General features: G+C 51.4%; 15 protein-coding genes. 5 read left to right on the top strand and 10 right to left on the bottom strand.

Translation table 11 applies throughout. From position 1 onward, the window contains the following. Nucleotides 1-35: 35 nt before the first annotated feature. Nucleotides 36-1,550, bottom strand: coding sequence for a MocR-like pyridoxine biosynthesis transcription factor PdxR (gene pdxR / locus NNL21_RS13195; protein ID WP_204819440.1), 1,515 nt, complete (start codon nt 1,548-1,550; stop codon nt 36-38). A 188-nt stretch (nt 1,551-1,738) separates the two neighbouring features. Continuing rightward, nucleotides 1,739-2,524 (bottom strand): helix-turn-helix domain-containing protein, encoded by a 786-nt coding sequence (locus NNL21_RS13190; protein WP_204819439.1) that lies wholly within the window; start codon nt 2,522-2,524, stop codon nt 1,739-1,741. Nucleotides 2,525-2,771: 247 nt separating this feature from the next. On the opposite strand from NNL21_RS13190, the gene NNL21_RS13185 reads away from it, so the two are divergent. Further along, nucleotides 2,772-4,076, top strand: a complete 1,305-nt coding sequence (locus tag NNL21_RS13185; protein WP_204819438.1) for an aminotransferase class I/II-fold pyridoxal phosphate-dependent enzyme — start codon at nt 2,772-2,774, stop codon at nt 4,074-4,076. 80 nt (nt 4,077-4,156) lie between these two features. Here the strand turns inward: NNL21_RS13185 and NNL21_RS13180 are convergent, their stop codons facing one another. After that, nucleotides 4,157-4,561, bottom strand: a complete 405-nt coding sequence (locus tag NNL21_RS13180) for a DoxX family protein (RefSeq protein ID WP_204819437.1) — start codon at nt 4,559-4,561, stop codon at nt 4,157-4,159. Between the two features lie 51 nt (nt 4,562-4,612). Then, a complete protein-coding gene (locus NNL21_RS13175) occupies nt 4,613-5,473 on the bottom strand; it encodes a VOC family protein (RefSeq protein ID WP_204819436.1) in 861 nt (286 codons plus the stop codon). A 143-nt stretch (nt 5,474-5,616) separates the two neighbouring features. Between NNL21_RS13175 and NNL21_RS13170 the strand changes: the two genes are divergently transcribed. The 3 genes from NNL21_RS13170 to NNL21_RS13160 all read left to right on the top strand — a co-directional run bounded on the left by NNL21_RS13170 (nt 5,617) and on the right by NNL21_RS13160 (nt 7,331). Next, complete coding sequence (locus NNL21_RS13170; protein WP_204819435.1) at nt 5,617-5,943, top strand: winged helix-turn-helix transcriptional regulator; 327 nt, start codon at nt 5,617-5,619, stop codon at nt 5,941-5,943. Nucleotides 5,944-6,117: 174 nt separating this feature from the next. Further along, the gene (locus NNL21_RS13165) at nt 6,118-6,453 is read left to right on the top strand and encodes a PadR family transcriptional regulator (protein WP_204819434.1); all 336 of its coding nucleotides are present in this window, start codon (nt 6,118-6,120) and stop codon (nt 6,451-6,453) included. 17 nt (nt 6,454-6,470) lie between these two features. After that, nucleotides 6,471-7,331: a permease prefix domain 1-containing protein gene (locus tag NNL21_RS13160; protein WP_204819433.1), complete on the top strand. Its 861-nt coding sequence runs from the start codon at nt 6,471-6,473 to the stop codon at nt 7,329-7,331. An 83-nt stretch (nt 7,332-7,414) separates the two neighbouring features. On the opposite strand, the gene NNL21_RS13155 is transcribed toward NNL21_RS13160, so the two are convergent. The 6 genes from NNL21_RS13155 to NNL21_RS13130 all read right to left on the bottom strand — a co-directional run bounded on the left by NNL21_RS13155 (nt 7,415) and on the right by NNL21_RS13130 (nt 13,887). Continuing rightward, the gene (locus NNL21_RS13155; protein WP_204819432.1) at nt 7,415-8,650 is read right to left on the bottom strand and encodes an ABC transporter permease; all 1,236 of its coding nucleotides are present in this window, start codon (nt 8,648-8,650) and stop codon (nt 7,415-7,417) included. Further along, a complete protein-coding gene (locus NNL21_RS13150) occupies nt 8,640-9,398 on the bottom strand; it encodes an ABC transporter ATP-binding protein (RefSeq protein ID WP_204819431.1) in 759 nt (252 codons plus the stop codon). Before NNL21_RS13150 ends, NNL21_RS13155 begins: the two co-directional genes overlap by 11 nt. Before the next feature lie 160 nt (nt 9,399-9,558). After that, complete coding sequence (locus NNL21_RS13145; RefSeq protein WP_204819430.1) at nt 9,559-10,779, bottom strand: S-layer homology domain-containing protein; 1,221 nt, start codon at nt 10,777-10,779, stop codon at nt 9,559-9,561. Between the two features lie 211 nt (nt 10,780-10,990). Next, entirely contained in the window at nt 10,991-12,478 is a 1,488-nt protein-coding gene (locus NNL21_RS13140; protein ID WP_204819429.1) for a DEAD/DEAH box helicase, read from the bottom strand. A 35-nt stretch (nt 12,479-12,513) separates the two neighbouring features. Further along, complete coding sequence (locus tag NNL21_RS13135) at nt 12,514-13,293, bottom strand: SDR family NAD(P)-dependent oxidoreductase (RefSeq protein ID WP_204819428.1); 780 nt, start codon at nt 13,291-13,293, stop codon at nt 12,514-12,516. A gap of 132 nt (nt 13,294-13,425) precedes the next feature. Then, the gene (locus tag NNL21_RS13130) at nt 13,426-13,887 is read right to left on the bottom strand and encodes a chemotaxis protein CheX (RefSeq protein ID WP_204819427.1); all 462 of its coding nucleotides are present in this window, start codon (nt 13,885-13,887) and stop codon (nt 13,426-13,428) included. Nucleotides 13,888-14,040: 153 nt separating this feature from the next. On the opposite strand from NNL21_RS13130, the gene NNL21_RS13125 reads away from it, so the two are divergent. Then, nucleotides 14,041-15,060 (top strand): hypothetical protein, encoded by a 1,020-nt coding sequence (locus tag NNL21_RS13125; RefSeq protein WP_204819426.1) that lies wholly within the window; start codon nt 14,041-14,043, stop codon nt 15,058-15,060. The last annotated feature ends 28 nt before the right edge of the window (nt 15,061-15,088 follow it).

Genomic DNA, 15,088 nt, shown 5'->3' with positions numbered 1-15,088 from the left:
TGCACAGCCCTGCCAGCGCTTTTTCATATCATGATTTAGTAGCCAAACAGCTTCAGGGCGGCGGTCTCGATCCTACTCACACCCTCCTCAATTTGGGATTCCGTCAAATGCGCAAACCCGAAGAGTGCGCACTCACCTTCACTTTTCCCGTTAAGCCAATACCGCTTGCCATCCGACCACCTGACGCCAGCTTCGCTGCAGACAGCTTTAAGCCGCTCATAATCCGCGGGTTCGCCCAGCCATTTCGCATACATATGCAGCCCTGCATCCGTATCGACGAACTGAAACAACTTTCCGAGCTTGCTGCCCGCTGCCTCGCGCAAATCGTTCAACCGCCTGCCGCATATGCGGCGCATCCGGCGCAAATGCCGCTCATAACCGCCTCCTGCAATGAAGGCTGCAAGCGCCCGCTGCTCAATCAAGCCGGACGGCATCGGCTCGAATAGCATTTTTGCGCGGCGAAACAGCTCGGTTAGCGCCTTCGGCAGCAGGGTATAGCCAATTCGCAGCTCACCAAGCATCGTCTTCGAGAAGGTACCCACATAGATGACACGATCCTCGCGGTCCAGCGCCTTCAGAGGCTCAACAGGCCGGACTCTCCAGCGGAAGGTGCTGTCGTAATCATCCTCGATAATAACCGCGCCTCTCCGGTTCGCCCATTCCAGAAGTTCCTTGCGGCGTTCGGCGGATAGTACGGCTCCGGTTGGAAATTGTCTCGTCGGTGTAACAAACAGCAGCTTAGCCTGCCAATCTGCAGGAACGATCCCTCTCTCATCTACGTCTGCAGTGATAATGCGGCCGCCTGCGGCTTGTACGGCTCTCGCGATGCCCGGATACGTTGGATTCTCGAGCACTACCCCATCGCCAGGCGATACGAGCAGCATGGCAAGCAGCGCAATAGCCTGCATGGAGCCATTGGTTATGATGAGCTGAGAGGCGTCAGCGTGAATCCCGCGCTCCCTTGCAAGCTCGCGTGCGATCGCTTCACTTAAGGGTCGATATTCACCCGTAGGCTGCTCATGCTGTGGACGGATCGTCTCCCTCATCTCCGCATACATGACCTTCTTCCACTCTTCCGCCGGAAACAGCTCGGGAACCGAGGAAGTGACTTCGTAATCGATCACATCCGCCTCCAGGATCAACGTGTCCTGATATCCTGCGTTAGCAACTCCAACATGACTTCCCTGTACCGGCTCAAGCCGCATCGCCCACTCCGATACCGCTATGTCGGCTGACCTGCAGTCCTGAGCGGCAGTTGTTCCCGTAGCTGTATGTTCGGCATGAGTCCCTAGTTCTGCCGGATGATAACAAACGAAGGTCCCGCTGCCGCCTTCCATGCGTACGAAGCCTTCTGCATACAGCATGTCGTAGGCCTGTGTCGCGACGCCGCGAGATACATCACACAGCTCCGCAAGCTTCCGGCTTGGCGGCAGCTTCGTACCCGCGGTCAGTTCGCCATTGACGATACCCTCACGCAGTGAACGGTACAAGGCCTCGGTCTTCCTCCCATGCTCTCCAAGATACCGATTATAGGCCAAGATCACGTCCATCAAGCATCACCGTCCAAATCAAGTCTCGTAGAAACAATAGAAATGCTGCCCTTGTTACAGATCAATCCTTCACGTCATCAGAAAAAAGAAGCCCTAGGCAAGCTGTCCGTTACGGACTTGCTGCACGCGGACCTCCTGCTGCGATCGAGCCAAAGCGTTATTAGGTTCAAAACGGTCATCTACAGGCATTAGCGAATTTCAGATGGACTTTTACCGGTATACTGCTTGAACTGTCGGCTGAAGAAAAAGATATCACGATATCCCAGCGCATCTGCGACCTCGGTTACATTCATTCCTGCATGCATAAGCAGATGCTGCGCTCTATCGATACGGGTACGGATCATATAGGATTGTACGGACAGTCCGATAAGCTCTTTGAATTTGATGGAGAAGTACCTTGGTGACAGCTGCGCACGCAATGCCAAATCCTCTACACGATGTGCTTTACCCGGGTTCTGCCGAATATAGTTCGCGATTTCATGGATCGCTTCGGTAAGCTGATTGCTTGATTTTCGTTCCACCGGGCTCTCATGATCATCCCGCAGCAGATGAATGATCAGCTGCTTCAGAATCAGCTGCGCTTCCTCTTCCGCAGCGAACGTCTTGACTAGAAAGAGCCTGACGTATCTGGACAGCAGATGCTCAAAATCAATCGTATCGTTCAACATCCGATAAGGCTCCGGCACGAGATCGACCGGTCCCTTTACATCAAAATGAATATAGGTCAGGACAAGCGGTTTTTGCGGATTATGCGTTGCGCTTGTATGATCTCCGGGACGGAAGAGAAAGCAGCTGCCTTTCCCGACAGGGAAAGACTTTCCGTTCAGCTCCACTTCGCCAATCCCGCTCCACACATAGAACAAGTCGTAATTGGCCAGCGGCTTCTCGCGCTTCTGCCATTTCCAGCCCGGTTCGCAGACGATCTTAGCGAAGGCAGTCAAGAGAACATAGGATGAAGGTGTTAGATGCAGCATGACAGCGATTCCTCCTATCACAAGCTAGTGCTATGGAAACAGCTGCTTGCAGCACTGTTTCTGTCGTTGTCATCATACACCGCCAATTGCTTGTTCGCAAGCGGTTGTCCACGATCTGTTGCGACCTGTATAATTCTTCAGAATGAATGGTCTTCCCCTCGCAATAAGTGCTATAATATAGCCTAAACGGTTCTCCCTACGGAACCCGAATAGATCAATGAACTATTGGAAGGATGGATTGAGGTCTATGAACCCACTTGCCCAGCAGCTAAACACAACCATTGAGCAAGAGAATGCACATGTTTATGCCATGCTGTCCAATCTTGGCAAAGCGATTTATTTTCCGAAAGAAGGCATATTAAGCCAGTCTGCAGAGGCGAAAACAAAGGCGAAGAAATTTAACGCCACTATCGGGATCGCCATTGAAGATGGACAGCCTATGCATTTGAAAGTCATTCAAGACACATTGTCCGCGTATAACCCGAAGGACATTTATGAATATGCCCCTCCAGCAGGCAAGCCGGAGCTGCGCGCAGCATGGCGCGCCAAGATGCTGAAGGAGAACCCATCGCTTGAAGGTATTACGTATGGCAACCCGGTTGTAACCAATGCGCTGACGCACGGTCTTAGCATTGTTGCCGATCTATTCGCAGATCCCGGGGACGTCGTCATCTACCCGAACAAGAACTGGGAGAACTATGAGCTTACCTTCGGTATCCGGCGCGGTGCCGAGATTGTTGAATATCCGCTCTACAATGACGAGATGCGCTTCAACAGCGCGGGACTTCGCGAGGCGCTGCTAGCCCAGAAGGGTAAAGGCAAAGCGATCGTGCTTCTTAACTTCCCGAACAATCCAACAGGCTATACGCCAGGACCACAGGAAGGCGACGAGATTGTAGCCGCCATCCGCGATGCTGCGGAAGCTGGTGTGAACGTCGTAGCCGTTACGGACGATGCTTACTTCGGATTATTCTTCGAGGATTCGCTTCAGGAATCGCTATTCGGGAAGCTTGCCCGCGTTCACCCTCGCGTGCTTGCCATCAAAGTCGACGGCGCAACGAAGGAAGAGTACGTATGGGGTTTCCGCGTCGGCTTCATCACTTACGCCGGACAGTCTGAAGCGATGCACAGCGCCCTGGAACAGAAGACGCTTGGCATTATTCGCGCCACGATCTCCAGCGGGCCGCATCCTTCGCAGACGTTCGTATTGCGTGCGCTGCAGTCCCCTGAATTCGAAGCTCAGAAGACCGAGAAGTTCATGATTATGAAGTCCCGTGCCAACCGGGTTAAAGACCTGCTCGACAGTGGCCGTTACGGCGATGTTTGGTCGTATTATCCGTTCAACTCCGGTTACTTCATGTGCCTGAAGCTGAACACGACCGATGCGGAAACCGTCCGCCAGCGTCTGCTGGACGAATATGGCGTCGGTACGATCGCTCTGGGCGAAACCGATCTTCGCGTCGCATTCTCCTGTATCGAGGAGTCCAATCTGGAAGAGCTGTTTGACACCATCTACAAAGCTGTTCAAGACGTCACCGTCTCGAGCAGGTAACCATATTCCGGATCAACCCGTTCTATACAAAGACCCCCCAGACGGCTTTTATTGAGCCTCTCTGAGGGGTCTTTGATTAACTAAGCTTTTGAGCGAAACAGAAGTCGATCCAAGGATAACAACCGGCTCCCGCTCAATCCAAGCATAACGGACATAGCAAGAAGCGCCAGATCCAGCTCGTAGCCTGCCATTTGCTGATTCCCTAGGAAGCCAATCTCGAATTTAACATTAATGATGGCGCCTAGCATGACGAGAGCAAATAGGACAGAGACGATACGAATTCCAAATCCAACGATCATAGCCAAACCGCCGACAAGCTCAATGATGGCTACAATATATGCGGCAAAGCCCGGAATACCGATACTATCGAACCAAGCGGCTGTATTGCCGATTCCATCTTGGAATTTCGTCAAACCATGTACAAAAAAAGTAAGGCCAAGCACCAAGCGTAGGATAAGCACGCCTGCTTCAAATCGTTTATTCATTGTGTTTCTCCTTTAAAATAAGATAGTCATGAGCGGACTTTAGCTCCGTCCTTAAAGAATAAATCTTACTTCGATCCCTGAAGGATCTATTACAAACCAAGCCTGACCCTGTTCCCGAACAGGAACATCGGCCTTCCTGAACCGCTCTACAATCGTTTCTAACTCTGCCCTCGTAGGAACAACGATCGTATAATAAGCTAATCCCGTCCCGTTCGCCGGAGCTGCCGGTGCATTGGCGCCAGCCCATACATTCAAGCCGATATGATGATGATAGCCCCCTGCCGAAATAAATAGCGCACCCATATGCCGCATCAGGTCAGCGGCGATGTCAAACCCTAACAGGTCGCAATAAAACGCCTTGGCCTTCTGAAGGTCGCCTACATGAAAATGTACATGTCCGATAGTTGTCCCTGAAGGCAAGCGCTCAGCGCTGCTATCCTTGGATTCATCCAACAAACCGTCCCAATCAATCGGATCCGTTGTCATCTTGTAATTGCCGTTCGCATCGCGTTGCCAGCTTTCCCGCGGACGGTCCCGGTAGATCTCGATGCCGTTCTGATCCGGATCGGAAATGTATAACGCTTCGCTGACAAGATGATCGGCTTGACCAATATGGATGCCCGAATCGATAAGTCTGCGGAGGGCTATGCCGAGATCCCGCCTTGTCGGCAGCAAGATGGCAAAATGGTACAGCCCGCTCATCGTTCTCTTTGGCACGATGACAGCATCGGGTATTTCTTCGAGAATAAGAAGCGGATGCTCTCCATCAGCCGTCAGCACTGCCCGGCCCGCCTGTTTCGATTTAATTTGGAAACCGACTACATCCTGATAAAATTGAAGGGAACGCTCCAGATTACTAATTTTCAATTTAAGCTCACCGAGCTCGATATCGGGATGCAATTGATGAGACATCAGTTCGACCACCTTTTTTATAATTTAATTACTTTTCGTAACCTAATATATATTAATAATTAAAATACGTCAAGTATGTTGTCTTCTCTTTGTAAGTCATTGAGGTTTGAGCTATACTGGGAGTTAGCGAGGTGATTAGGGAGATGGAACAGTTTTCATTATGTCCAAGGGTCGAAAAAGGCATGCAGGTTCTTAGCAAACGCTGGGCCATATTAATCATTTATCAGCTGCTTAGCGGTCCCCAGCGCTTCTGCACGATTGAATCTGCACTTCCAATAAGCGGAAGACTCTTGTCGGAGCGATTAAAGGAATTGGAGCATGAAGGGATTGTGCACCGCGAGGTGTATCCAGAAATGCCAGTCCGAATAGAATACTCATTAACGGATAAAGGTCTTGCACTGGAACCCGTCGTACGCGAAATGGAGAAATGGTCATCGGCATGGATCGAGCTCGACGAAGACCCCAAATAAGCTTGATAGCTCGATTCACGATTTAACGCGAGCGCAGCCATAACCCATAAAAGCTATTCTTTTGAGCAGACCGTTTGCTCTGAAGGATAGCTTTTTTAACTACCTCACTTTACAAAGTAGTTTACCTCGTTATACAATGTACTTGTTTAAGCCCGTTAATTGGAGTTGATACCTATGTTTGACAAAGAAAAGTTAAAGGGCTATATCGATCCCATCTTACTCCATCTGCTTGAGAAGGGTCCCTCCTATGGCTACGAGATGGCCAAATCTGCGAGAGAACGTACAGCCGGAAGCTTCGAGCTGAAGGAAGCGACTTTGTATTTATCCTTGAAAAGACTGGAGCAGAAGGGTTGGGTGGCCTCCTATTGGAGCAGTCAAGAATCCGGTGGAGGAAAACGCAAGTACTATGAGCTAACTGACCAAGGCCGACTTGAGCTTGCAGCCAAGAAGCAGGAGTGGATGAACGTCCGCACCGTATTAGATGCCTTTTTGAAGGAGGAGAGTGTTTAATTACGTCAGTATTGAGCATGAATGCCGAGAATGATCTGGTCCGTTACGCGAATGGCATCTGCATCAGAATGAAGGGTACTGCGGAGGAAGTTAACGACTTTCGGGAGGAGATGCTGATTCACTTACGGGCCAGCGTGATGGAATTATTGGATGAAGGATTACCGGAGGAAGAGGCCGTTCGTACAGCCTTGGAGCGGTTTGGAGAGCCTGCTCATATCGAACAGGAATTGGCCCGATTAAACAAACTAAGACGGGTATTTTCCAAGAATATGCTGGTTGCTTCGATCATTCTGCTTGTACTCGGTTCCTTCCTGACCGCATTCGTTCCCTTGTGGAATGAAATCTTCCACTATCAATCCGTCAAAACCGTCTTTGCTGAAGTGAGCACCCACATGGGTACAAAGGAGCATCCTATCACACCTGAGATGGAAGCAGCTGTTGCCAAGAAGGTCAATCGCAAATGGGATATTCAAGCAGTGAATCTTGCCGTGATTGACAATGGACAAGCCGTCAGTCAAATCGATTATGTGTATCCAGCCTCTTATAGGGAGGATACGATGAAGAACAACGGCTTCGCATTCAAGGAACGTTGGTTTGTTTATCACCCTTCTAGCGGCACCTCTGTGAAGATCCCAGGTACGAATAAGTCAGTCGCAATTGAGCTTTCCTCTACCCTCTTATCTGATGCAGCCTTCATGAGCGGGATTTCATTGCTGTTTGGTTATTGGCTTCTGTTCGCGATCTGGGGAAGCTTGAACGCCTATCACAATAGAAAAGGAAATCCGGTCTGGGTGATCACCTTCCTGCTATTCAACGTATTTGGTTACATCCTCTACCTCGCCTCAAACCGATTACAGCATCGGTTGCAGACAGCTTGAACGGATAATGCAATAACGCCCGCTCCGTTACGAACGACTAGGCTCGTAATGGGAACGGGCGTTATTGTCTCAATCATCATTCATCAATCATCGATATCAGCCGTAAATTTACGCTTTAACCCCTTTGGTCTTATCAGCACGATATAGATCGCACCCAAGACGGCTGCTGCTCCCGCAGCGGGGAAATATCCTTGCTGCGGAAGCAGCAGCAGAAGCGGGAGCCATAATACAGCAGCGCATACGAGAGAAGCGGTACGGTCGACCCGCAGAACGGCCTGCAGGCGCGATTGCTCCGGCAACGGGTACACATGCCTCCAGACGGAGTGCCGGTGTGATTGCGTAAGTGAACCCAGCTGCAGACCCGTTAGCCAGATGAACAGCAGGAAGACGCCTGCCGCTCCCCAGCCTGACCAGAGCCCTGAATACGCAGCGAGCCAACCGGAGAATATGCCGAGAGCGCTTAGCCGTATGACGATGCCGCCGAGTTCTGTTCGCAGCAGCGTATGTGCATATAGATACACGAATGCATGATCTCTGCGATATGCCAGCCATCGTATCATCCAAACCAGATACCAACGCGCTGAAACCTGTGCCGAATCTGACGGCACATCTGTAAAGGCGCTGAAGAAAACACTGTATCGCCGCTTCGTCCTCGCTTCTTCACGGATCAGCGCCAGCCATGGAACTCTATAGCTGTCTAATCGTCTATACAGCAGAGTCATTAGAACCGCAGCCGCAGCGGTTAACGCTGCGGCTTTCCAAGGCGCAGTCTGCAGCCAAGCCGCTAAGCCTACCGTCGTGACCGCCCAGCGCAGCAGGCGGACACCGCGGCGTGAATATGTCCATGCGAGGCGTCTCTCCCGCCATGCGCCCGCAGCATTCAACACCTTAAGCAGAATCACGATGACAAGCATTAGATACCAAGGCAGATGACTTGGCCCTTGTACATATAACAGCGAATAGACCAAGAAAACGACTGCCGCGAGTATGGAGCCCGGAATGAGATTATAGCGGAATGACCGCTTGAAATACCGTCCCATCTCATTCTCGCGAGGCATCAGGAAGACGATGTCCGCTTCGCCGAGCCAAGTTCTCATCGGGCTCCAGCAGATAAAAGGAAGAAGGACAAGTGTGCCCACCAGCATGTAGGGAAAATCAGGCGGCACGCGATGAATAAACGAGGTATAATACCCCGCCCCGGCAAAGAACAGCATAGCCGCTACGAGCGGTACCCCGCTTTGTGCCATATAGCGCAAATACGGCGTCGATTCCCGCCAGAAGGCCTTAGCTCTCGCACTCCAAATCGCCTCAACCCCCATGCGATCCTCCATCCGTCGTAAGCCGGTAGAACGCTTCCTCCAACGTGCCTTGCTCCCTCTGCATACCGGCTGCCGAGCGGATATCCTGCAGCGTCCCTTGGGCTATGATCTTCCCATGGTGCAGCACGATAAACCGGTCGCAATACGTTTCGACCGTAGACAGAATATGTGAGCTCATGAAGATCGCTGCGCCTTCTTGCTTCACCTCGACAAGTTTGTCCAATAACGAACGGATCCCAAGCGGATCCAGTCCCAGAAACGGCTCATCGATAATATACAGCGGCGGACGTGCGAGAAGCGCGTTCATGATCATGACCTTCTGCCGCATCCCTTTGGATAGATGCGCCGCAAACGCACGGCGCTTGGGCGTCATGTAGAAATCGTCCAACAGGCCCGTCGTCCGGTCCGAATATCTGGATTCCTCCACATCGTATGCCATGCCTGTTAAACGAAGGTGTTCCTCGACCGTAAGCTCGTCGAATAACAGAGGGGTCTCGGGTACATAAGTAATGGCGCTTCGGTACTGCCCGGGATCTTGGTCTAAGGTTTGACCTTGAACGCGGACCTCTCCTTCATGCGGCTGCATCAGCCCCAGTATATGCTTAATGGCCGTGCTTTTGCCTGCGCCGTTCAAGCCGATCAACCCAACCATCTCGCCGGGCTCAACCTCGAACGACAAGCCATGCAGCACAGGTCTGCGGGGGCTGTAGCCACCCGTTAAATTTTGAACCTCTAGAACCGGTTTCATGACTCTCACCTCATCTAGTTCCATTATACGAAAAAGTGGGCAGAAACGAAAACCGCGCCTAGGATCCCTTCCTTACCAACTAGATGAGGAGGGTCGCAGAATGAAAAAAAGGGCTCCTCCGCCCCAAGGACAGAAGGAACCCTTCATATAAAGAAGATTATTATTTCACTTCAATGGACTGAACGAGATTGTTCAGGAGCTTCAGTTCGACCGCCTGACCTGGGTTCAGAAGCGCTACGCTGCCGATAATAACCACATCCGGGGAAACATTAAGCACCATTGCTTGCGAGCCGCCGCTTACTTCTTTCGTAATGGAGACTGTTGCAATCTTACCTTGGGCATTCAAGGTGAAAGAGTTAAACTTGCCGGTTTCCGTCGTGAGCTGCGGCTGCTGTTCAGCCGTTTTGGTCACTTCGATAAACACGACTTTATTTTGGTACGTGCGGACAAGCAGCTCATCGCCAGCAGCAAGCGCAGATACCGGAGCCTTCACATTGTTGCGGAAAATAAAGACGTTCGGATCAAGCGCTACCGATACCTCGGTATTATCCGATTTGACGATTACGATCGAGCCATTGGCAGGAGCTGCTTTCAGCTTGCCTGTAATCGCCTGGGCGTCATGGTCCGGCATTTGCTCATCCGTACGGTCCAGAATCGCAGCCAATTCAGCGCGTGTAACAGGCTGGTTCGGACGGAATGTCTTGTCACTGTAGCCGGTAATAATGCCTTTCTCAAGCGCAACCGCAACGTAACCGACAGCGCCAGCTGGAATTTTATCCGTGTCTTTGAAATTCAGCTTCGTGTTGTTTTTTGCTTTTGCTTCCTCTTCCAGACCAAGTGCTTTGACCAGCAGCGTTGCCGCAAACAGACGTGTTGCCGGCTTGTCCGCTTGAACTAAAGAATCGGTCTCTGCAAACAGATCCTTCTCCAGTGCGACTGCAACATAGCCTACAGCCCATGGGTATTTACGCTTCAGCTGATCAGCATCTTTGAAGTTTAGCTTGGTTCCCATTTCCTCCGTCGACTCCGCTTGCTCTTTGAAGCCCATCAAACGAACGGCCGCCACAATAGTCTCGATTCGTGTAATTTTCTGCTGCGGTTTGAAGGTACCATCATCGTACCCGTTAAACACGCCTTTGGAAGCGAGGCGGATAATATGCTCTAGGGCCCATTTCAGCTCTTTCTCGTCTTTGAAATGCAGATGAATGTCCACATCTTTCTTGCCATTCTGCTTCTTTTCGGATTGTTTCTTATCCTCATGTTTCGAATCATTGTCATGCCCTTTGCCTTTTCCGTCTGCAAACGCGCTTGAAGCCCCACTTGCCAGCGTCAGTAACGCCATCGATGTAATCGCCGCTTTTTTCATGAATGCCTTACTCATGGTGCTGCCACTCTCCTCTACGATAGCGGTCCATGCCGCTTATTTTGCTTTCGCCCATAACGTTCGGCAGCCTATCGCCGGTTTCGGGGGGTGGCTCATAAAAAAGAAAAAAGGACAGCGTATTCGCTGCCCTTAACGGCGTGTCCATTCATAGCATATAGATTCCTGTCTTCTAAAGGCCTTTCGCGAATCTCCAGCCAGCCGGAACCGCTTAAGATTCCTGATTATCACCTTGTCCCTCGCGTTTGGCTTTCAGCCATTTCGGAGCTCCCTTGTCCTTCTTCTCGCGCTTCAGCTGACGGGCTGATTTCACCGGCGCATTCGGCTTCGAGGCGGCTTTCGCTTTCACCGGCTTGGATGCACCGCCGGTTGAACGGCTCTTGCCAGCAGCTTTATTTCGCGAAGAAATTCCCATCGGATTGCCGCTTCTTGGCGCACCTTCTCCGCTAGACGGAGCATCGCCATCCGCTTGGACTGCTGCACCTGCTCCCCAATTGTTCGTGGTTCCCGGTGAAGAATTATGGCGGCTCCCGTTTCTAGGGTGGAGCCGGGATGCTTGAAGCTCCTCGGGATTCCACAGCCGGCCGCGGTACATCTCCTTCTCTTGCAGGTCAATCCCAAGCTGTTTGCTGAACTTGTCCATAATGAACAGCTGCTGCGGCGTTACGATGGATACGACCGTTCCTGGCTTGCCCATTCGTCCGGTACGGCCGGATCGATGCACATAATGATCAGCATCCAATGCCGGATCAAGATGAACCACCAGCGGCAAATCGGCAATATCCAGACCGCGCGCTGCGATGTCTGTCGCTAATAACAGCTGGCAGCGTCCTTCGCGGAATCGGGTCAGCGTGGCTGCCCGTCTCTGTTTATCTGCGTCGCCGTATAACGTCTCCACGACGAAGCCCTCGTAGCCGAATTTGGCCTCATAATTGGCGATTTCATCCGTCTCGTTGATGAACAGAAGCGCAGCGGCGGGTTCCAATAGGCGGATAAGGCGTCTAGCCGTATCTACTTTGTCCCGCTTGTCGCACACCAAATAATAATGCTCGACTCGGCTGGCTATGTTCTGATCCGAAGTAACTTCAATCACTTGCGGATCCCGCATCCAACGAAGCTCCACTTCCTCCATCGGCTTCGGGCGGGTTGCGGAGAAGAACGCGATTTGCCGGTCGCGAACCATGCCCTTTAACAGCGTCTCCACTTCTTTAGTGGAACCAAGACTAAAGACCTGGTCGGCTTCATCGATGACCAGAAGACGAATATGATGCAATTTCAATTTACCGGAAGCGACTATCTCATGAATCCGTCCCGGCGTACCGACGATCAAATGCGGATGCTGCTTCAGCTTCTCCATCTGGCGATGTACCGACGCACCGCCGATCAGCTGCTGAACGCGGACGCCGATCGGTTCACCATATGACTCCGCGACCCGCACAATTTGCATAGCCAGCTCCTGCGTCGGAGCGAGTATCATGACCTGGAGACTTGAACTTGCCGTATCCACACGCTGTAGTGCCGGCAGCAGATAAGCCAGCGTTTTACCTGTTCCTGTTTGCGATCTTGCCGATACGTCATTACCACTAATCAACGCTGGTATTGCGGCTGCCTGAACAGGCGTGGGCTGCTCGATTTCACTTGCTTGGAGCTTATTCACCAGTTCGGGACTTAAGCCATAGGACTCCCATATTTCATTCATTGTGTAAAGCTCCTTAATGGTTATAATTCCTTGGTTTACTTGCGATTCAGGAAACGCCCGGCCACTTTGTCGGCGAACCGGGGCGCCATGCCATACAGCCTAATACCGATTCCGGCCGACCATGGAAGATCAACCTCCGGCGTGCGGCGTTCAATAACGCGGACGATTGCTTCTGCCACCTTATCCGGCTTCAGCATATAGCCCCGAACGTTGTTGGCGTAGGTTCCCTCCGGATCTGCCGCAAGCAGAAAAGGTGTATCGATCGGCCCCGGATTAACTGCCGATACGGCGATCCCAAGCGGCTTCAATTCAATTCGCAGCGCGTTGGTCAGACCAAGCACCGCATGCTTCGTCGCTGCATACCCCGATGATTTGGCCGTGCTCAGCTTGCCTGCCATCGAAGCTACATTGACAATATGCCCGCCGCCCTGGTTGCGCATAATGGGAAGAATGGTCTTCGTACATCGGACAATGCCCATATAATTCGTGTCCATCATTTCGGAGAAATGCGACAGCGGCGCTTCCTCGAATGATTCAAACAGACCATAGCCCGCGTTATTGAGAAGGACGTCAATCCGTCCAAAGTCGCTGGCCGCGCGTCCGATTACTTCCGACACCTCATCTTGGTCCCGCACATCCATCTTATAACAGCCATATGCCCCCCTTAAGGAAGCGGCTGTATCTTTCAGTTTTTTTTCATTGCGGCCCGTTATAATGGGAATCGCGCCTCGAACGGATAACTGCCTTGCCGTCTCCGCCCCGATCCCGCTTGCGGCACCGGTAATGAATATTATTTTCCCTTGCAGCACCTGCATCACCTGCTATCAGTTTACTTCAACCTGCGTCATTAGGCAAAGATCCGGCAGCTCTAGGACGAGCAAGGCTTGCAGCCCCCTTCAGAGGTGCTCAAAAATGAAAAAAAGCTCCCATCGGGAGCCTGATTGATGTTACGATGCTACTAGAACTTGAATATCCAATTCACCAATTCCATCCATTATTAACGGAATGGTGAGTGCTCTCTTCGCTTCAAAGCCGGCCGTCTGTGCCGAATGAAGAACTTTAGGTGGAGTGATATCAACTCGAACACCCTGATTGTATAAGATCGTACTCGCATTGCCGCTAATCATGTTACCCAGCTCCGATATCGCGCTCTTGCCCATCTCATCGATTTCAGAGATTACAAAACCGCCCATCATTGCCGATATCATCTTTATGGCTACCTCTTCACTGAGACCGAATACGATATCTCCGTTCATCTGGCCATTGAGGCCAATTTGAATCCAAATATAATTCTCAACGAACTTTACATCCTTAAGGCCTAACTGCCCTGTGGACGGCCGAATCTGAACAACCTGTTCGATGACAATTTTAGCGGATTCCAGGAATGGATTAATGTATTCAGCCTTCATCGCAAGGTAACGCCCCTTTTCGACTTGATTCGTGCTATATCATTGATCTTTTATGTATTATACTAGATTTTCTAGGACAAGTATACTATTCCTTTCTTGGAATGTAGAAAATAATCTAATTTTATCGAACGAAAGTCCTAAGGAGGAAGATGAATGCCGAATGTTTGGACCCATATCATCTTTGGTCAGAAAGTACTGCATTCGCTTGGCGAAGAAGCGTTCATTGGCGATGATTCCCTGCGAAGGATGTTTAATATGGGCTGCCAAGGACCCGATTTTCTGTTTTACCACCACTTTCTACCCTGGCAGCGAAACATGACGATGAACAAGCTGGGGAGCGAAATGCACAATCACCATTGCGGACTCGTGATGATCGACATGCTGGACGCTGTTTGCGGACGCTCTACTGCTCCATCCGCGCCGGATAAAGCCGTCGTCTACACGCTTGGGTTTCTGCTCCATCATATTTTGGACCGGAATATGCACCCCTATGTGTTTAGCCGCTCCGGCTTTCGCAAATGGGATCATCAACGATTCGAGGTCATGATGGACACCCTGATCGTGCGCAAGCTGCTGGGCATCGAAACCTGGAAGACTGAAGTATGGCGGGAAATTGACATAAAGGCCGAGAAATTGCCTGAAGTCGTCGTCGATGCATTCGAACAGGTGACAGCCGTCCACTATCCCGAGCTGGCTCCCGCCGTTCGCCGGGAACAATGGCATGCTGCCATTCGCGATATGATTCATGCCCAGCGGCTGTTTCACGATCCAACCGGTATTCGGAGCAAGCTTACCTTTGGTCAAATCGAGCCGTTTGTCTACAAACGCAGTATCCCGGCTCTTGATATATTGAATGAAGCGGAGCAGCCATGGCTCGATCCTACCGATGGTAAACAGACTCGGACAGACAGCGTCTGGACACTCTGGGACATTGCCATGGAAGACGGAATTCGAACCGTTACAGCCGTCCTGAAATGGCTGCGCGCCCATGAGCGGTCGGACGCGATGTCTAATCCCGATGAATTCTCGCAGCGTACAATCTCGCTGCAAGAAGCGGCTGCCTATGAGATCGGCAACCGCTCCTATGAGACAGGCCTCCCCTGCGATAGCGGAGCAGTTATAGGATTCGAGGATCCTATCTGGCCCGATCGGCAAAGACTAACAAGCCTTTAGTGGCGCGAGACTCATTGCGCGCGGGCAA

The organism is Paenibacillus mendelii, assembly GCF_024498075.1.
Classification (GTDB): Bacteria; Bacillota; Bacilli; order Paenibacillales; family Paenibacillaceae; genus Paenibacillus_Z; species Paenibacillus_Z mendelii.
Note: the sequence above shows the minus strand (reverse complement) of the source record. Positions and strands in the feature narration are given on the sequence as shown.